Origin of the sequence: Bizionia saleffrena, assembly GCF_008086175.1 — a bacterium.
Taxonomy (GTDB): Bacteria; Bacteroidota; Bacteroidia; order Flavobacteriales; family Flavobacteriaceae; genus Bizionia; species Bizionia saleffrena.
The window spans coordinates 156,459-175,405 of sequence record NZ_VSKM01000006.1 but is presented as its reverse complement, the minus strand read 5'-3'; the positions used below and the strand labels follow the sequence as shown (position 1 = coordinate 175,405).

At 34.3% G+C, this 18,947-nt stretch carries 16 protein-coding genes; 3 read left to right on the top strand and 13 right to left on the bottom strand.

Annotated features, from left to right (window positions below):
* Positions 1-8: 8 nt before the first annotated feature.
* Complete coding sequence (locus ES676_RS07595; RefSeq protein WP_148369720.1) at positions 9-3,029, bottom strand: tetratricopeptide repeat protein; 3,021 nt, start codon at positions 3,027-3,029, stop codon at positions 9-11.
* 314 nt (positions 3,030-3,343) lie between these two features.
* On the opposite strand from ES676_RS07595, the gene ES676_RS07590 reads away from it, so the two are divergent.
* A complete protein-coding gene (locus ES676_RS07590; protein ID WP_148369719.1) occupies positions 3,344-4,033 on the top strand; it encodes a cell division ATP-binding protein FtsE in 690 nt (229 codons plus the stop codon).
* Here the strand turns inward: ES676_RS07590 and ES676_RS07585 are convergent.
* Both ES676_RS07585 and ES676_RS07580 read right to left on the bottom strand, forming a co-directional pair.
* The gene (locus tag ES676_RS07585; protein ID WP_148369718.1) at positions 4,030-5,493 is read right to left on the bottom strand and encodes a glycosyltransferase family 39 protein; all 1,464 of its coding nucleotides are present in this window, start codon (positions 5,491-5,493) and stop codon (positions 4,030-4,032) included. The two genes, ES676_RS07590 and ES676_RS07585, sit on opposite strands and share 4 nt — an antisense overlap.
* Positions 5,494-5,503: 10 nt before the next feature.
* Positions 5,504-6,316, bottom strand: coding sequence for a 2OG-Fe(II) oxygenase (locus ES676_RS07580; RefSeq protein WP_148369717.1), 813 nt, complete (start codon positions 6,314-6,316; stop codon positions 5,504-5,506).
* Positions 6,317-6,442: 126 nt separating this feature from the next.
* On the opposite strand from ES676_RS07580, the gene ES676_RS07575 reads away from it, so the two are divergent.
* Positions 6,443-7,327, top strand: coding sequence for a glycosyltransferase family 2 protein (locus ES676_RS07575; protein WP_148369716.1), 885 nt, complete (start codon positions 6,443-6,445; stop codon positions 7,325-7,327).
* Here the strand turns inward: ES676_RS07575 and ES676_RS07570 are convergent.
* The gene (locus tag ES676_RS07570) at positions 7,320-7,739 is read right to left on the bottom strand and encodes a sugar 3,4-ketoisomerase (RefSeq protein ID WP_148369715.1); all 420 of its coding nucleotides are present in this window, start codon (positions 7,737-7,739) and stop codon (positions 7,320-7,322) included. The two genes, ES676_RS07575 and ES676_RS07570, sit on opposite strands and share 8 nt — an antisense overlap.
* A gap of 17 nt (positions 7,740-7,756) precedes the next feature.
* A complete protein-coding gene (locus ES676_RS07565) occupies positions 7,757-8,845 on the bottom strand; it encodes a glycosyltransferase (protein WP_148369714.1) in 1,089 nt (362 codons plus the stop codon).
* 33 nt (positions 8,846-8,878) lie between these two features.
* Here ES676_RS07565 and ES676_RS07560 point away from each other — a divergent pair, with 33 nt between their 5' ends.
* Positions 8,879-10,027 carry a glycosyltransferase family protein gene (locus ES676_RS07560; RefSeq protein ID WP_148369713.1) on the top strand — a complete coding sequence of 383 codons (1,149 nt, stop codon included), beginning with the start codon at positions 8,879-8,881 and terminating at the stop codon, positions 10,025-10,027.
* Between the two features lie 59 nt (positions 10,028-10,086).
* Here the strand turns inward: ES676_RS07560 and ES676_RS07555 are convergent, their stop codons facing one another.
* The 8 genes from ES676_RS07555 to typA form a co-directional block, all read right to left on the bottom strand.
* Positions 10,087-11,394, bottom strand: a complete 1,308-nt coding sequence (locus ES676_RS07555; RefSeq protein WP_148369712.1) for an O-antigen translocase — start codon at positions 11,392-11,394, stop codon at positions 10,087-10,089.
* A complete protein-coding gene (locus ES676_RS07550) occupies positions 11,395-12,495 on the bottom strand; it encodes a DegT/DnrJ/EryC1/StrS family aminotransferase (RefSeq protein ID WP_148369711.1) in 1,101 nt (366 codons plus the stop codon). It abuts the gene before it with no gap.
* Entirely contained in the window at positions 12,492-13,364 is an 873-nt protein-coding gene (locus ES676_RS07545; protein WP_148369710.1) for a GNAT family N-acetyltransferase, read from the bottom strand. Before ES676_RS07545 ends, ES676_RS07550 begins: the two co-directional genes overlap by 4 nt.
* A gap of 163 nt (positions 13,365-13,527) precedes the next feature.
* Positions 13,528-15,018 (bottom strand): sulfatase-like hydrolase/transferase, encoded by a 1,491-nt coding sequence (locus ES676_RS07540; protein WP_148369709.1) that lies wholly within the window; start codon positions 15,016-15,018, stop codon positions 13,528-13,530.
* Positions 15,005-16,396, bottom strand: coding sequence for a class I SAM-dependent methyltransferase (locus tag ES676_RS07535; protein WP_148369708.1), 1,392 nt, complete (start codon positions 16,394-16,396; stop codon positions 15,005-15,007). The genes ES676_RS07540 and ES676_RS07535 overlap by 14 nt, the downstream gene beginning before the upstream one ends.
* Positions 16,386-16,592 (bottom strand): hypothetical protein, encoded by a 207-nt coding sequence (locus ES676_RS07530; RefSeq protein ID WP_148369707.1) that lies wholly within the window; start codon positions 16,590-16,592, stop codon positions 16,386-16,388. The genes ES676_RS07535 and ES676_RS07530 overlap by 11 nt, the downstream gene beginning before the upstream one ends.
* Positions 16,593-16,717: 125 nt before the next feature.
* The gene (locus tag ES676_RS07525; RefSeq protein WP_148369706.1) at positions 16,718-16,957 is read right to left on the bottom strand and encodes a uroporphyrinogen decarboxylase; all 240 of its coding nucleotides are present in this window, start codon (positions 16,955-16,957) and stop codon (positions 16,718-16,720) included.
* Between the two features lie 125 nt (positions 16,958-17,082).
* Positions 17,083-18,882: a translational GTPase TypA gene (gene typA, locus ES676_RS07520; protein ID WP_148369705.1), complete on the bottom strand. Its 1,800-nt coding sequence runs from the start codon at positions 18,880-18,882 to the stop codon at positions 17,083-17,085.
* Between the last annotated feature and the right edge of the window lie 65 nt (positions 18,883-18,947).

Here is an 18,947-nt window from a genome sequence, read left to right as displayed (position 1 = left end):
TTAGCTTTTTAATCTTCAGATTGTACTGAAGCATTAGTTTTTGCTTGTTCGGTTTTAATTTTGCTTAATTCCTCTTGTGCTTCGGCAACAACCTCTTTGTAGTCGGTGAAATTTTTAGTCACACTTTCTAAAATGTAGGTGGCTTGAAACGCATCGCCTAAAGCATTATAGTTTTTTGCCATAATAATTAAGCCTTTAGCACCATAAAATTTATAACCCGAATAGTCCTTCGCTAAACGTTGAATGACGGTATTACTAGCGTCGTGCTGTCCTGCCTCATTTTTAAAAAAGGCATTGTAATAAAGCGCTTCGGCAGCAGTTTCTCCCGTGGCTGTTAACGCTACTTTCTCGTAAGCCAATTGTGCTTTATTGCCGTTTCCTGTTTGCATTGCCGAGCGTGCAATAATAACATACGCATCACTTTTCACTTTATTATCCAAATTGGAATGCGCTAATACTTTCTCAGCATAATTTACAGCGTCATTATACTTTTTAAGCTGGTAATTGGCTTGCATTAAATTAGATTGTGCAAACACACTATTTTGAGGGAAATTCGCTTCAACATCTAGTCGTTTTAAAACGGGGATGGCTTCATTCCAATTTTTGGTGTCTAATATAATTTGCGATAAACGCAACAACGCTTCTTCAGTAAATTCGCTTTTAGGGGCATTTACAACATATTCAAAATGAGGTTTTGCGGTGTCTTTTAGATCCTTTTTAAAATACAGTTGCGCGGTGTAAAAATGGGCTTGTTTAGAGTGAAGGCCTTCTGGAAACTGATTAATATACAGATTAAACTGTTTAAGGGCATTGTTAGTATTGTTATCTAAAAACTGTTTTTCGGCCGCTTCGTAAGTTGCATTATCTAAATCGGCATCGGTTACTTGAACATAATCTAAAGTCTGAACCCAAGCTGCATAGTCGTTTACCTGACCTAGATCGATATAAATTAATCGCGCTGTCGATACTGCTTGATTCGCTTCTGGCGAACTAGGAAACTCACGTGCCACTTTTTTAAATTTCTTTAATGCTAGCTCATTTCTATTGTCATTATAATACACTAATCCTTGACGTAAAAGTGCTTTCGATACAAACGCGCTGTTTTTATAATCTACACTTAAACGGTCGTAAACACCTAAAGCTTTGTCATTCTGATTATTTTTAACGTAAGCATTACCCAATGCATACATCGCATCGTCTCGTAATTTCGATTCTGGATATTTAGAAATAAAACGTACTAATTCCCTAATATTTTTGGTGTCTTCACCAATATACCCGTAACTAATCGCTTGTTGAAAAAAGGCATAATCGGCTTCAATTTTACCGACTTGAAGTGCGCTTTCATACGTTGAAATCGCTTCATTATAACGACTAGACACAAAATACGCATCTGCCAAACGTAGGTAGGCATCATTTAATCGCACCTCTTCTTTTTTATTAGACGTTACAAATTGATTGAACGTGTTTATCGCTTGCGGATAGTTCTTTAGTTTAAAATAGGTATAGGCTAAATTATAGTCTAAGTTTTTAAATTCTTCAGTTGCGGCTGCTAATGCTTGTTGCTGAAATTGTTTAAAACCAATTAGGGCATCCTCATAATTCGAAAGGTTATAATCGGTTTCCGCTTTCCAAAAGGTTGCTCTGGCTGTAAATTTTTCGTTTTGCTGCTCACCTAAAGACCCTTCGAACATTTTTAGCGCGTCTTGGTAATTGCTGTCATTATACAATTCTAAACCCCTATAAAATGCCACTTTTTGGTACGCCATTTTATACTCGAAACTGTTTTTGCCTTTTAATAATATTAAAGCTTCTTTGTAGTTTTTTGAAGTAATGTAGGAGTCGATTAATAAGGTTTCTATTTCGGCCGTGTAACCCGATTTCGGGTAGTTATTTAAATAATGCGTTAATATCTGCGGAACCGATTGGTACGGATTTCCTATTTCATAACTAATTTTAGCATAGTTTAACCACGCGTCTTCTTGAATTTTTAAGTCGTAATCCATTTGAGAGGCATTACGAAAGGCATTTAAAGCCTCTTGCTTTTTATTCAGATTTACATAACTTTCCCCTAAATGGTAGTAGGCATTTTGTGCCACACTATTATCGCCTCCAACAATTTTGTTAAATTCTGAAATGGCTTTATCGTAATCTTTCTGCTTGTAATACGCATAACCTAACTGGTAATAATCGGTATTGTTCCATTTTCCCTTTTTGCCTTTGTATGCATTTAAATACGGAATGGCCGCGTCGTACTGTTCTAAATTAAAATAACTCTCACCAATAATTTTAGACAATTCTGACGCTTCATTTCTATCACCCGTTCTTAATTGTTCTGTTGCCAATGCAATCGCTTTTTCAAACTTCCCTAATTTAAAGTTCAAATCGGCTTGATAATAAGACAGCTTTTCTTTGTATCGTTCTTGATCGCTCACCTGATCGAAATAGGCATTGGCCTCATGATAATCGTCTCCTTCATACGCCATAAACCCAATATAATACTTGGCCTGAGACCCATATTTTTGGGACGTTTGTACTTTACTTAAATATTTCTTTGCGTCTTTATAATTTTTAGTGGTAAACGAAGCGTACCCATTATTAAACTGAAACGTTTCACGATCGTCACGACTTAAAGCACTCTCATCTACTTTAGCATACCATTTTTGAGCGTAAGCATATTTTCCATTTTGAAAATAGTAATCGGCGACATCTACAAAAGCGGTATTACGTTTGGTACTGGTTGGAAAATCTTCGACAAACTCTTCGATTAAGGTATCGGCGTTTTGCTGATTTAATCGCACCGCGCAATTCGCGATATAATACGCACAATCTGACTTAATATTTAATTCGTCCGTATCTTTTTGAATGGTATTAAATACGGCTTGTGCAGCTAAATATTGCTGATTGTTGTACAATGTTAATGCCCGTTGATAATCGACCAAATCGTTGGTGTACGTCGCAGATTCCTGAGCAGAAACCTGAATACTAAACCCGATGGCTAATATGCTGTAGAAAATATGTTTTTTAGTCATTGACTATTTGGTTTTAAATTTAATTTCAAAGATAATTATATCTTAAAATGTTAACGTTAGAATTTTGTTATAATTATATCACTTATCATTAAAAATCAGGAAACCTTAATTCTGTCTCTATTCACTACAAAGGACGTAACAAAAAAAGTTCTCCTTTCATTTATCAGATAAACGACGGCGGATAGTTTAACACTATATTGTTTCAAATAATGTATTTACTTTTCATTTTTAAGCAATTATTGATTACTTTGTGCTCTTAATTTAAGAGGGGTTCCGATAACGGTTTTTCAGCTTAAAAAAATGAAATAAACACAATGCCTAATACAGTTTTAGAGTTTAAAGATGCGTCTATTTTTCAAGGTGACAGTCTTATTTTGTCCGATGTTAATGTAAAAATTAATAAAGGGGATTTTGTTTACCTCATTGGTAAAACAGGCTCTGGAAAAAGTAGTTTTATGAAAACACTCTATGCCGATATACCATTAAAAATTGGAGAAGGACAAATCGTCGATTTCAATTTAAAAACACTTAAAGAAAAAGACATTCCGTTTTTAAGACGTAAGCTTGGTGTGGTATTTCAAGATTTTAAATTACTTACCGATCGTACTGTAAACGATAACTTACTCTTTGTTTTAAAAGCTACGGGCTGGAAAGATAAAATGGAAATGGTAAATAAAGTTGAAAGCGTTTTAACTAAAGTAGGAATGAAAACGAGTGGTTTTAAATTCCCTCACGAACTTTCTGGTGGTGAGCAGCAACGTATTGCAATTGCTCGCGCTTTATTAAACGATCCGGAACTTATTTTAGCCGATGAGCCTACAGGGAATTTAGATCCGCAAACAAGTGTGGAAGTTATGGAAGTGTTGCAAGAAATTAATAAAAATGGCAACACCATATTAATGGCAACCCACGACTATGCATTGCTTTTAAAATACCCGAGTAAGACCTTAAAATGCGATGAAAATCAAGTGTTTGAAGTGGTACAAAGGAAAACGCAAGTTTAATGCATCGCCATTAAGTACAAAGAAGCATTTTCTTTTTCAATCAGGTTTATAACAACTCCCCCCTTCTCTTTTAGGTAGTTCAGAATATAATCTTCTTCGAGCGCTTTACTCGTTTTAGACTTATATTTATGAGAGAATACCAACCATACACGTCCTTTTAAAGTGGCTAATTGCTGATTATGTAAACTGAAATCTTTACGATTATTAGCGCCTAAAATTACTTTATTTTTAAAATTAACAACTCCTATTTGGCTGTAATACTCGTACGCATTTCTATTTCCTGAATAGATGTAAATATGCTCATTAACTTCAATATTATCAGTAACAAATTGATAGATAGGTCTTACGTGTTCATTTTGATACGGCAGTTTAAACGATAGAATGACCACATAGATTAAAATAGGTAACGCGGCCACCGTTGCCACCACTTCTTTTTTATAGTGTTTAGCACCCTCACTATATAAGCGTCCTAAACCATAGCCCAATACAAGCACATATAATGGCACTTGATACACTAACAGCCGTGTTGAAAACGGATAAAGTTTAAGTGCCGATAATATAAGGTGAGTCGCGATAGGAACAAATATAAAAAACAATAAGGTGTAGGCTTTGTCTTTAAGTATAAAATAAAGCCCCATAAAAAAACTAATAGCAATCACCCCATATAAAACAAGTTGTGATGTACCTCCCAAAACGTAAGTAAAAATATGTTTTAATGTAAATAAACCCCAGCGCCAAAACTCATACGAAAACGGATTTGTCGGCATAAAGGCATCAGTCCAATACTTTTGCATTCCAGCTGTACTAGGATGATTATAAACAAACAAAATAAAATAAACACCAAAAGCAAACAGCCAAACAAAGCCCGGAATAAGTAATGTTTTAAGTGATTTTCGTTGAAAAAATAAGACATAAAGCCCGATGGTAAAAAGGACTATAACCGAAATATTAGATAAGAATATACAAAGAGCACCTACCAGACTTAAAGTGATTAATTTAGTTTTTTCGTCTTTATACGGCTTAAAAAAAAGATAATATAACAACAAAACAACCATAACATCAACACCGTATTGTTTCACTTCCGAGGCGTAAAAAATTAGCGTTGGAGACAGACAGAATAGTGCAGTGACAAACCAAATAACCACTCTGTTTGAGGTGAGCTGTCGCGCCACTTTAATCATTAAAATTACTGAAATAAAAAAACACACTAATGGAAATAACCGCAAACCATATTCGCTATTGCCCAAAATACTTGTAAAAAACTTGGTGATCCATAAATATAAAACAGGAGCCACTTGCACACTGTGCAAAGGATCAGCTAGCTCCAAATAATTTTTATCGATAATGTTTAAAGCCAGTTTAGCTTCATCAAGCCACAAACTTCGGTTAAAAGCATACTGAAAAACAGCTAATAGATATCCTATGGTAACCGTAATAACTATTTCAATAGGGTGCTTCATAATCTAAGGATTACTTCTTATAAATATGAGGGTTTTTACGAATGCCCTTTTTAAAGACTTTTCTAACTAGCATTCGCAAATTAGCATCAACATCCAAAACCAAATTAGTAAACGTTTGATGCGGCCGTCCTCTAAATTTTGTAATATGAAAGCTATCCGATGTTTTTAACGGTACATCACTAAAATAGTAGTTAGAGATGCAACAACGATGCGCTGCAACATTCACCTTAGTCACCGAATGCCAAGACGTTTGGTGCGTTGCCATTACGACCAATCTATTACATTTACTTTCTAAAACTAACGGCGCTTTTTTAGGGCCGTCGGGCCAAAGCTCTAAATGCCCGCCGTTTTCAGTTTTCCAATTGGGAGTGACATAATACAACAAGTTTAAAACACGCCATTTTTCGCGTTCAACATCGTGAGAATTATCTAAATGCGGATTCAAAAAATTATCTTTGGCCATTAAAGATAGACCCCCTGCGTAAAGTGAATCGTCTGGATACAGTTTTTCAATACCACAGATCTCCCCTATTAAGCTAACGATTTTCTCGTCTTGAAACGCATAAATTACTTTTTCTAATAACGGATGGTGCTTGTTCATTTGTGCCGAGACATGCTTGAATTCTTTTATAGATTTTAATACGCGCATTTCGGAAGGATCCGGAAAAACGCCATAGCATTGTTCCGCTAATTCTTGTGGCAATAAATTATCGACATAAAAAAAACCAATAGTTCCTTTTGTAGTATTAAACTGAACCGTTAATTCCTCCTTATTTTTAAGGATTTGGGTATATATTAAGTCTGATATTTTATGAATGTCCACGTCTAAACCTATTTAAATTCCTGTCTGCAATTTAACATTATATCTTCTAACTTAATAGATAAATTAGAGGCTATTTTAATTTAAAACCACACTTAAAAACAGTACTTTTAACACTTGTAATAACTTATGATTTCAATATTAATCCCTACATATAACTACAAGATTACCGAGCTTGTTAATAGCATACATAAACAACTCGAGCTTACTAATGTCCCTTTTGAAATTATAGTATTGGAAGACGGCAGTACGCAGCCTAACGTGGAGATATCGCCTTTAGATTACACTTCTATTTTACGCTTTAAAGAAAATAAGGGCCGTGTTAAAGCCCGACAGGTTTTAGCTCAAAAAGCAAAATTCGATTGGTTACTATTTTTAGATGCCGATGTGCTTCCAAAGAACTCCACTTTTATAGTTAATTATTTGGAGTGCCTTCCTAAAGATTACGATGCTGTTTTTGGTGGATTTTATTATTACAACACCCCACCCGAAACCTCTTTAATGCTACGTTGGAAATATGGCAAAACGAAAGAGCAAGTACCTGCTATAATAAGAAACAAAACGCCGTTTAAAATTATAATTTCTGCAAACTGCCTAATTAAAAAAGAAGTGTTTACTAAAATTAATACAGCTATGAACCAGAAAAAAGGTTACGGCTATGATAATTTTTTTGGCGCACTTTTAAAAGAAAACAACTGTAAAGTACTGCATTTAGATAATGAAGTGTACCATTTGGGAATTGAGGAAAGCACGCAGTATTTAAATAAAAATGAACACGCCGCTTTAACCCTTTTAAAACTAAAAAATGCAGGTAATATAGTAACGCACGACAACGATTTATTAAAACTTTTTATAAAAATAGAAGCAAATAACCTAATTGGTGTTGGCCGTTGGTTTTATAAACTGTTTGGAGCTTCTATGAAAAAACAACTTATAGGGAACAACCCAAATATCACTATTTTACAAGTGTACCGTATTAGTTATATGTGTTTTAAAGCCAGAAAAACTATCTAATTTTGTGCTCTAAAAACATATCGTAATCTCTAATATAATCGGTTTCTTCGTATTCGTTAGAAGCAAGAACCAAGCAAATCGCTCCCGAAGAGAAATTCTCTAATTCGCGCCAAATACCAGGCACGATTAACAGCCCCTTATTGGGTTTATTTAAGGTCACGGTTCTTTTAGATTCACCATCTTTTAAGACCACATCGAAACTACCACTAATAGGAATTAAAAATTCGTTGCACGCCTTATGCGAATGACCGCCCCGATGAGCATCGCTTGGAACATCGTATAAATAATACACACGCTCTATTTTATAAGGCAATATATTCTTCTCAATAACCGATAAATTACCTCTTCTGTTTTCGTCTATTATTTTAGGAATCTCAATGATAGACACCGAATGAATAGTATTATTTTTCATAAATAAGTTCAATTTTTTTAAACACTTTCAATTAAAGCATTCCATTGTTTGGAGATGTTTTCAATTGAAAATTTTTCAACACTTTTCTTTGTATTTGCTTTACATAAGCGATACAGCGCTTCGTCTTCAACCATCCTATTTAATGCTGCTGCAAAAGCGGAAACGTTGTTATTCTCGACTAAGAGACCGTTGTACTCATCGCTTACAATTTCTTTGGGACCCGATTTACAATTTACCGATACCACTGGAGTTCCGGCTGCTAAAGACTCTAATAACACCATAGGAAATCCTTCATATCGACTCGTTAAGCACACCATTTTTGCATTCTCAACATAATATAAAGTATCGCTAACAAAAGGAATAAATGTAATATATTCTTTTAAGTTTAATTGTAGAACTAAATCCTTCAAATATTTCTCATCTTGCCCTGAGCCCAAAATTAAAAGCTTAACATTTTTACTTGCTAAACTCGAGACTTTATAGGCGTTTATAAGCAACGTGTAATTTTTAACGCCATCTACCAATCTTCCATAGGCTAAAATATAAGACGCAGGGATACTAGTAGGGCTCGAACTGTCTCTTTCAGGAAGCGCATTGTATATCTGCCCCACATTTTTAAAATGGAAAGCATCTTCAATTTTTTCTTTAATTTCTTTAGAGACCGCGACTATTTTAAAAGCCTTGCCATATAATATTTTAGAGATCACTTTGGATTTCGGGAAATAGGTCGTTAAATTATAACTTCCTACAATGTATATAACTTTTGATTTATTATAGATAAAATTAGAAATAATTAATTCTTTTAAACCACTTGGCCTTGACCGACCATCTATTATAACATCGAATTTTTGATCTCTTAAATAGTCTTTAAAAAGCATCAGCCGTTTAAAACGACCAATTAAAGAATTATCTTTATTTTTTAACGCGCCTAAATTTAATAAAGTGCCTTGATATGAATAGTCTATATGATTTAAAACACTAACAATATGAACGTTGTAACCTAGATTGAAAAGCATTTTTGATAAGTTAGCCGATGCCTTTTGGGCGCCGCCTTTTCCTAAGGAAGAAACAATGATACAAATCTTTTTTTTATTACTACAATTCATTTATTTTTATTGATCTTTCAACAAATATAGTGAATGAAAATCTTATTAATTGGAGAATATAACGCTTTACATTATACTTTAAAAGAAGGTCTAGAAGCTCTAGGTCATACCGCGCTGGTGGTTGGAAACGGCGATGGTTTTAAGAAAATTAAAGTGGATGTAAAATTTAATATGCGTTATAATTCGGGGCTCTTATTTTATATAAAACGTATTATTTATAAGCTTACAAAAACCGATATTACGTCGCGAGATATTGAACGCCAATTTAATACTTTTAAAAAAGAGTTTACCGATTACGATGTTGTTCAACTTATTAATGAAAGTCCTATAAAAGCGCATCCTAAAACAGAGACTAAACTATTACAGTTTATTTTCGATCATAATAAAAACGTCTTTTTATTATCGTGTGGTACCGATTATGTGAGTGTAAAATATGCGGATGAAAAGAAATTTAGATATTCAATTTTAACGCCTTATTTTGAGAAAAAAGGAACTAAAAAAGCGTTTTGGCACGCTTTAATGTACATTACCCCTCCTTATTACGCACTGCATCGATTTATTTATGGCAACATTAAAGGCGTTATAGCATCAGACTTAGATTACGATATCCCTTTAAATAATCACGATAAGTATTTAGGATTAATACCTAATCCCATAAATACGGATAGACTTAAATTTATACCCTTAGATGTCTCAGGTAAGATTGTAATTTTCCACGGTATTAATGATAATAATTATTATAAAAAAGGAAATGATATTTTTGAAGACGCTTTGAAAATAATACAAGAAAAATATGGCAATACTGTTAAAATCGTTACGGTAAGAAGTTTACCGTATCACGAATACATTAACACGTTTAATGACGCTCATATTCTTTTAGATCAAGTCTACGCCTACGACCAAGGTTTTAATGCTTTAGAAGCGATGGCAAAAGGAAAAGTCGTTTTTACAGGGGCAGAAAAAGAATGGTTAGAACTTTATGATTTAGAAGAGGACACTGTGGCAATTAACGCACTTCCTGATGCGCAAAACATTGCCTCAAAATTAGAATGGCTTATTTTAAATCCGGAAAAGATTGTAGAAATTTCTAAAAACGCTAGAGCTTTTGTCGAAAAAGAACATCATTACGTTTCGGTTGCAGAACAATATGTAAACCAATGGGTATCGCATAGCGAAAGTTGACCTCTTATTTCACTTATAAATACTAAATTACAAAGGCCTCTTATGTATTAAAGAGCCTTCTATACGTCCGCTACTTGCTCCTGACTATTACCAAATAATGAGGTGCCAAAAATAAGTAACACGATACTATAATACAGAACATAAGTTACAAAATGTGCTATTGTTGCTCCTTTTACGCCATAATGGTCTATAAAATATAAACTAGAAAAATACAATACTCCAAGTGAAAAGGCTTCGGTTAATATATAGTGCCAAAACATTTTTTTAGCTATAAACTGATAGGAGATAACAAGTGCTAATACTTTAACAAAATCACCCAATAATTGCCATAAAAATAAATCTTCTACGGGTATAAATTCCTTTGTAAATAAAATCTGAACAATAAAATGTCGTAAGAAATAAATAATAATAAGTCCTAACCCGAAAATAGGCATTATGGTTTTATAGAAATGAAAAACTTCTTTTCGGAATCCCTTATCTGTGGTCACTTCAGAAAAACGTGGTAACACATAAAGTGTTAATAGCGAACCAATAAACATTAAATAATATTTAGAAATACGCGTAATAGCTTCCCACATACCGGCGTCTTCCAAACTCACAGTATCTATAATATACGTACGAATACTAAGCGCTACAAAAGGAATTAAAAGCGCTGAGAACAAAGCCATCCCGGAATAAGAACTTAATTGTTTTACAACTTGTAAGCTAAATCGGCGTAGCTTAAAATTAGAGAGATACCCCTTTTGTTTAAAAAGGGCGATAAGCGTAATTAAAAGAAGCAAAGCCTCTGTTGTCACTACTGCAATTAAGGCACCTTCCAATTGCCGTTGCCGTATTAATAAAATGGTAATCGTAGCACCGAGCACCTGACCTAAACCGTTAAGAAAGATGAGATGTTTAAACTTAGAAAGTCCATTTAAAATAGCAAAAACAAGCCTATTTAGTGCGTAAAACGGAAGTGCAATAGCAAATATTTTTATGATATATGCAAAATCGTAAAAGTCTTGAAAAATATGACTACTTAATAAATCCGCATTAAAATAACAGAGAAAAGACACTAAAAATGTAGAAATAAATCCCAAATAATAAACAGTAGATAACGTCTTAGTTAACGCTACAGCATTATTTTTAAACTGTGCGACATATTTTATAACACCATTATAAAGCCCCAAAATAGAAAAGCTTTGAGCTGCGGTTACAAAATTTCTTAAATTTCCAACTAACGCTAAACCTTCAGCCCCCAAAAAGATAGCGATAACTTTTGAGGTTAAAAATCCTGCTATAATTTTAATAACTACAGTAATAGAATTAAGCGATGCGATCTTAATTAAAACATTCGTGTTTAAATATTGAAGTATGTTTTTCAATTAAAAGTCATTTACGAGGTCTATTATTTTATCGACTTCACTGATTTGCAACACCGGACTTATTGGTAAACTAACACAATTTTGATGTATCTTTTCGGTGATAGGCAAAGACAATTCTTTGTAAGCTTTTAACGCCTTTTGGTGGTGTGGAGGAATAGGATAATGGACAGCTGTTTCCACGCCATTTTCTTTTAAATAGTTTATAAATGCTTCGCGATTTTGCACCAGAACGACAAACAAGTGAAACACGTGGTTTTTAGTGCCGCTATAGTAGGGCAGCGTCACTTTTTCATTGGCAATACGCTGTAAATACCGTTTGGCAACAGCACGCCTTTTATCATTATCGTCGTCTAAAATATTTAATTTTACTTTTAGAAACCGGGCTTGTATATCGTCTAACCGGTTATTAGTACCTAGTCGCTCATTTACATACTTAGAAGAAGTACCGTAATTACGTAATTGTTTAATAACGGTTGCTAGTTCTTCGTTTTTTGTGGTTACAGCACCAGCGTCTCCTAACGCTCCTAGGTTTTTACTAGGATAGAAGCTAAAAGCTGCTGCCGCGCCAAAATTACCCGCACGAATACCTTCATCATCTTCTGCTCCGTGCGCTTGTGCCGCATCTTCTATTAAAAGTAAATTATGTGTTTTACACAAATATTGTATGGCTTTCATATTACAAAGTTGCCCATATAAATGCACCGCTAAAATGGCTTTAGTTTTTGGTGTTATATGCGCCTCGATGGTCAAGGATTCTATATTAAAAGTTGCGCTATTTGGCTCTACAAACACAGGGTTTAATCCCGAATTAATAATAGCAATAATTGAGGCGATGTACGTATTGGCCGGCACCAAGACTTCATCCCCTTTTTGTAAAATACCGAGTTCTAAATAACCTTTAAAAATAAGTAATAACGCATCGAGACCATTACTAACACCTATAGCGTGCTTAGACCCACAATAGGCAGCAAAATCGGTTTCAAATTGCGAGACGCCTTCCCCTAAAACGTAATAACCAGAATTTAAAAACTGTGTAAATTGTTCTTGAAATAGCGTATGGAATCGCGCATTTATTTTGTGTAAGTCTAAAAATTTAATCATAATAAAACGGAATCTAAAAGTGTGTATTTACTGGTTTGTATACTATAAAAATCTTGAGAAATAGCACGCGCACCAAAGCCTTCTTTCCAATAAAGCAGTCCTGTATTTATATTTTTACCGGAATTCTCATTAGAAATACCAAAATCGAAATACCTTTTGTCTTTAAAAACCGTATCGATTAAGTGGCAATGTAAAAAGTCTAAACTTCCTAATTTATTATTATCTTGATTTCCTGAGATGTATTGTGAATGGGCCACGTGCTCGGTTTCAAAAATGGTAGTCCCTGCGACTAATTCGTCTTTATAATACACATTAAACTGACGAATAGCTTCAGGAAAATCGGACTTAAGTTGTTGAATTTCCTCGAGACTATGCACCGGTTTTGTAGCGTACTTATCTTTTAAATTCACTTCTAAAAGGTCTTTCCAGAAGCCGCCTAGTTGCTGTTCTTCTTTTACTACCAATCCCATTTTAAGTCCGCGTTTACAGCCTTCTTTCCTATCTTTAGACCGCTTAACCGCTTCTGAAAGTTGTAGTACCGATAGCACATCGCGACGCTCTAATTTTGCTTGCAGAATAAACATAAGGTAGTTGAGCTCATCGTTGGGTGAACTCGCATAAATATGGGGTAATAATTTTAAGCCTAAAGTGGTGATTTTGGCATCTGATAATTGTTTTAATACGGCTCTAAAAATAGCTAACACGTTATTAAATTTTAGCTTCTTATCAAATAGCAATCCGCCATACGTTAATCCTTGATGCGATATCACCGTATTACCGACTTTATTCGCAGGAAAAATAGCGACTAGTTTTTCATTTTTAAATACCAATAGCGAAGCCTCTTTAAAGCGATCACTATGATACTCCATAAAATCGCGATGAAATAAAAATGTGGCGTTCTTGGCTTCCGAAATAAAAGTATTCCAAAGTTGCTTGTGGACGGGGTGGTATGGTTGTACTGAAAAAATAGCGTTTAGAAATTAGATTTTTAAAAACTGAAAGTACTCATTTAATTATAAAAAGTGCGCTATTTTATTTGGAAAGCTTTTTAAAAACAACGGTTCCATTTTCGTCTATACTTTCATAAACACCAAAGGGCGATCCTTTCTCAATAACAAGATAGCTTTTATCCTCCTGTAGCGCATTTAAATAAGACTCATCTTCACTTAAATACGAAAACAATACTCTAAATATATTAACATTTGTTTTTAATCTATCGTCATAATCTGGCGCTTTATTGTCTGGCCACTTAACGGCAAACAGTGTTGTAAAAACTGATGTCACTAAGGAGCTATCTTCTTGTTTTGTTTTTGACTGGAATGTATAGTCCAATCCAACAAACCCGCCGTGATCCGCGGCTATTATTACAATAGCATTTTTATCGTTATCTTCAATAGTACGCACAATACTTTTCAACCAAACATTTGCTTTTTCCAAGGATTTTAAATAGCCTTCGCGCTCTTCATCTTTGCCTTTAGAATCAGATTTATAAGTAGAAATATGACTTGGCGACATCTGTTCTATAAAAAAGAAATTAGTAGTCGTCGCATTATTTTTTATTACTGAAGGCAATTCACTTTCAACATCTTTAACCACACCAAACCCTCTCGCCATAAAAGATAATTCACTATGACCGATATTACAATAGTCGTATCCTAATTTCGCTCTATTAACTAATAAATAAGATTTATGTAACATTAAAAAAGTCTTATAACCATTGTTTTTTAAGACCGTTAACACGGGATTACTCCCAACAATGGTTTTCCTAGAATTGTAGACTTCGTTGGCTCCTTTTTTTGGAGTGTTATAGTAATGATGCTTCATTGAAAACATAGAACTATTAGAACTTAATGTCGAATAATAGTTACTTCTAAAGCCCTCATATAATTTAAACCCACTGGTACTTAAGAATTGTTCAAACTCATTATTATTAAAATTATAAGGTGCTTTTCTTAATTCCGAAAAATTAGCATAGCCATCAGGTTGTATAACATATATATTTGGTTTCTTTTTAAACACAGCCTCTTCGATAGCATCTGGTTGTTTCGCCCAATCATCGGTATATGTAAGGTGTCTGTGGGCATCAGGAATAAGCTTAACAGCTACAAAAGCTGCTAATAGCAACTGTAGTACCACGGCCTTCTTTAAATGGTTATGCAAAATAAAACCCAGAATAAAGGCGATCACTAAAATGACAGCCAATAGTTTTAACTTCAAGCCTTCGGTACTTAACAGAATTAAAAAGCCTAGCCAAGAGAAGTTTAATATAGCTAAGAGATGACTGCCGTACTTTTTTAACCCGTTGATTTTATTAATAACAACGTAAGCCACATAAAACACCACCATTGGAAGTATTAAAAACAGACTTATAAAAAAAGCAAACTGACTCCATGAGTTGATAAGGGTGAAGTTTGCATTATAATAGTACAAAAGCGGATATAATCCTGAAGCAAATGCCGCTAAAAGAGGGTATTGTTTTTCACTGTCGATAAAGGCATAAAATAGTACTCTAATTGTATTCATCTTTACGTTTTAATAAGAATAACGTTCGCTTAGAACCTTCAATATTTTTTTGTTCTACAATAGTATAGTATGAACTATAACTCGCTATAAAATTATCTAGATTATAAAAATCAAAATAAGACTCAAACTCGCCTTTAGATTTTAATAGTCGTTGTACCCAAGAATCGTCGCGCTCCGGAAACTCGATAATGAGATGTTTTGAAAACGAAGCAAAAAAAGCTGCCGAATTTTTAAAAGGAACATTCCCCGATAAAGACATATGGTGAATTACTGCCAATGCCAATGTTACATCGGGTTTAAAAGCAGCAATACGCTCTATAAACGACTGCCTTTCTTGATTATTAAAACCGATAGCCGCAGAGGGATTTAAAACGTCTAAAACAAAGGGAGTAATGTAAGTTTCTTTGTTTTTCTTTATTTGCTTATAATTAAAATCTACAGCATTATTATCTATATCACATACCAAAGCGTGTTGCAAAGTTGCGGCAATACGTCTTACAAAAGTACCGTCGTTGCCCCCAACATCTATTAATGTTTTAGTATTAAGTGATGCTACCCATTGGTTTATAATCGTCGATTTTAAAACAAAAGCATCATCTGTATAATTGGTTTTATTATAATATTCTCCCCACTCTGAGGGTTCTTTAAGCTCCAGTTTTTTAATGTAGTTATATAGGCTTTCAATAATATTTAGTTGTCCTTTTTTAGACAACTCTGCAGCTTTCGCCTCACCCTTATAATCTTCATTATGCTTATCTTCAAACTTTGCTAACAAGTGAATGTTTGAATATAAAAACGGGTTGAGTTTAGTCTTAAATGGCAATAACGATGCGATTGTTTTTACAGGAATACCATCGAGAAAATTGTTTGACAATTTTAACATTTCCGAACCGTGAAAATGAGCTAATACCAAAGGCCCTAGAAAATGAGTTATAAACTGTTTATAGGCACGCCACGGGGTGTTTTCTTGATAAAAATCGAAGGATAACGTATCGATAAAAATCGCCTTTCCGTTGTGAAACGTAATATTGAAAGCCGAGGCATCCTTTAAAGAAAACTGATGTTCTAAGCAAAACTTCTGAAGCTTCAACGTTAATAATGCCGCTTCTTTATATTGATTAAAACACCACTCATAAGGATAAGTAATAAACGGAATATTTTCCGGCTGAATAATAATCTCATCGTCTGAAGCCGACAACTCTTTATGCATTACTAAAAGTTCGTTTTTAAAAAGGGTTTTAAAAAACCCCGAAGACTTCAGTTGCTTATATTGGTCGAAATAAACAGGATTAATAACGCGCTTAATAACGCCATTGTCGGTAAACACGTAACCCGAAGGATCTCTAAACGAAGACGAATGAATAGCTTTACTGGTCACTACCTGGTTTGTTTTCGGTCTCAGAATCGTCGACATTAATATCGTCAAACAAATCGTCCTCTTTTTTTGATAGCCCTAAAAGCAATTTAATTTTATACATCACGCTTTTAGAAAACAATATAATTCCAGCTACGGCCGCTATTGCAGCTTGAAGAATCATAGCTCCTAATCCTGGATCGAAATAAAGACTGTACATATAAGTGTTTTTTGTAAATATAGAAAATCTTAGCAGACTTTCTTAAAAAAGAACACTTAGAACACGCGCCTAAAAATTACTTCGCACGCAGTTTACTAAAAGGCTGTCGTACTTCTGGTCTAAAACTAAGGTCGTTTTAAAACAGCATAGTATAAATTAACTAAAAATATAGCGCCATTAGCAATAATTACTGGCAAACCCACGCGCAACGACGGTATTAAAAAACCATACACTACAAACAGGAAACAGCCCACCATATTAACGCGTCGTAGTTTTACCACATCTTTCAGTATAAACGATACTAAAACCATAATAGAGGCCAAATAACCAACATACTCTGTACCTGTAATACCAAATAACTCCATCGCATTTTAATTTAAGTTAATATAGCGAAAAACTTAATTCAAAATGGAATTGAAATTTACAGGTATAAAAAAAGAGGAACTCTGTAGTAGAGTTCCTCTTTTATATAGTTTAAAGCGCCTGTAAATTAAACAATCTTGTTACGTTTACGATCTGCTTCTTTTAACCAAATTTTACGAATACGTAAGTGGTTTGGTGTTACTTCAACATACTCATCTTTTTGAATGTATTCTAAAGCTTCTTCTAAAGAGAATTTAATTGCTGGTACAATTTTCGCTTTATCATCTGCTCCCGAAGAACGTACGTTACTCTGTTTTTTAGCTTTTGTAATATTTACAGCCATATCATCTTGACGAGAGTTCTCACCAATAACCTGACCTTCGTAAATATTTTCTCCTGGCTCTACAAAGAATTTACCTCTGTCTTGTAATTTATCGATAGAATAAGGAATCGCCGTTCCGTTTTCCATAGATACTAAAGATCCTGAAACACGTCCTGGAATACTTCCTTTTATCGGTTGGTATTCTTTATAACGGTGTGCCATAATAGCCTCACCCGCAGTTGCCGTTAATAATTGATTACGTAAACCAATAATACCACGAGATGGAATTAAGAATTCGCAAATCATTCTATCTCCTTTTGCTACCATACTTAACATTTCACCGCGACGCATAGTTACAAACTCTACCGCTCTACCCGAAACAGTTTCAGGAAGGTCAATAGTTAATTCCTCGATAGGTTCACATTTAACACCATCAATTTCTTTTATAATTACTTGTGGTTGCCCAATTTGTAATTCGTACCCTTCACGGCGCATCGTTTCGATTAATACCGATAAGTGTAATACCCCACGGCCATACACCATAAATTTATCGGCACTACCTGTTTCACCAAGTCTTAGTGCTAAGTTTTTTTCTAATTCTCTTTCTAAACGCTCTTTAATATGTCGAGACGTAACAAACTTTCCGTCTTTTCCAAAGAAAGGCGAATCGTTAATAGTAAATAACATACTCATTGTAGGCTCATCGATCGCAATCGATTTTAATCCCTCAGGATTTTCTATATCAGCAATAGTATCACCAATCTCAAAACCTTCAATACCTACAACCGCACAAATATCTCCTGTTTGCACACTGTCTACTCTTATACGACCTAACCCTTCAAAGATAAAAAGTTCTTTAACTCTAGTTTTCGCAATAGACCCATCACGTTTTACTAACGAAATTTGTTGTCCTTCTTCTAATTTTCCACGTTGTAATCTACCAATCGCTATACGACCTGTAAACGAAGAGAAATCTAGAGAAGTAATTAACATTTGCGTTGTACCCTCTTCAAATTTTGGAACCGGTACGTGCTCTACAACCATATCTAATAATGGTTCAACGTTAGTCGTTTCATTTCTCCAGTCGTCACTCATCCAGTTATTTTTAGCTGAACCATAAACTGCAGGGAAATCTAACTGCCACTCTTCTGCTCCTAATTCGAACATTAAGTCAAACACTTTTTCGTGTACCTCATCTGGAGTACAGTTTTCCTTATCTACTTTATTAATAACGACACAAGGTTTTAACCCTAAATCAATTGCTTTTTGTAGTACAAAACGCGTTTGTGGCATTGGCCCTTCAAAAGCATCTACTAATAAAACAACACCATCGGCCATATTTAAAACACGTTCAACTTCACCACCAAAATCGGCGTGACCAGGAGTATCGATAATATTAATCTTAGTATCCTTATAGATAACAGACACGTTTTTAGACGTAATCGTAATACCACGCTCTCGCTCGATATCGTTATTATCAAGAATTAAATCTCCTTTATTTTCGTTCTCACGAAACAGTTGACAGTGGTACATAATCTTGTCTACCAACGTTGTTTTCCCGTGATCTACGTGTGCAATAATTGCGATGTTTATAATCTTAGCCATATACTTGATGCTTTTTTTTAAGGCTGCAAAGTTAATTATAAAAAATGAATAAATAATACATTTTT

Excerpts from the sequence above, each read along its gene's own strand:
- typA (WP_148369705.1), bottom strand. The coding sequence starts at position 18,882 with ATGGCTAAGATTATAAACATCGCAATTATTGCACACGTAGATCACGGG.
- ES676_RS07530 (WP_148369707.1), bottom strand. The coding sequence starts at position 16,592 with ATGTACAGTCTTTATTTCGATCCAGGATTAGGAGCTATGATTCTTCAA.
- ES676_RS07575 (WP_148369716.1), top strand. The coding sequence starts at position 6,443 with ATGATTTCAATATTAATCCCTACATATAACTACAAGATTACCGAGCTT.
- ES676_RS07545 (WP_148369710.1), bottom strand. The coding sequence starts at position 13,364 with ATGGAGTATCATAGTGATCGCTTTAAAGAGGCTTCGCTATTGGTATTT.
- ES676_RS07540 (WP_148369709.1), bottom strand. The coding sequence starts at position 15,018 with ATGAATACAATTAGAGTACTATTTTATGCCTTTATCGACAGTGAAAAA.
- ES676_RS07525 (WP_148369706.1), bottom strand. The coding sequence starts at position 16,957 with ATGGAGTTATTTGGTATTACAGGTACAGAGTATGTTGGTTATTTGGCC.
- ES676_RS07565 (WP_148369714.1), bottom strand. The coding sequence starts at position 8,845 with ATGAATTGTAGTAATAAAAAAAAGATTTGTATCATTGTTTCTTCCTTA.
- ES676_RS07585 (WP_148369718.1), bottom strand. The coding sequence starts at position 5,493 with ATGAAGCACCCTATTGAAATAGTTATTACGGTTACCATAGGATATCTA.
- ES676_RS07570 (WP_148369715.1), bottom strand. The coding sequence starts at position 7,739 with ATGAAAAATAATACTATTCATTCGGTGTCTATCATTGAGATTCCTAAA.
- ES676_RS07590 (WP_148369719.1), top strand. The coding sequence starts at position 3,344 with ATGCCTAATACAGTTTTAGAGTTTAAAGATGCGTCTATTTTTCAAGGT.
- ES676_RS07550 (WP_148369711.1), bottom strand. The coding sequence starts at position 12,495 with ATGATTAAATTTTTAGACTTACACAAAATAAATGCGCGATTCCATACG.
- ES676_RS07595 (WP_148369720.1), bottom strand. The coding sequence starts at position 3,029 with ATGACTAAAAAACATATTTTCTACAGCATATTAGCCATCGGGTTTAGT.
- ES676_RS07560 (WP_148369713.1), top strand. The coding sequence starts at position 8,879 with ATGAAAATCTTATTAATTGGAGAATATAACGCTTTACATTATACTTTA.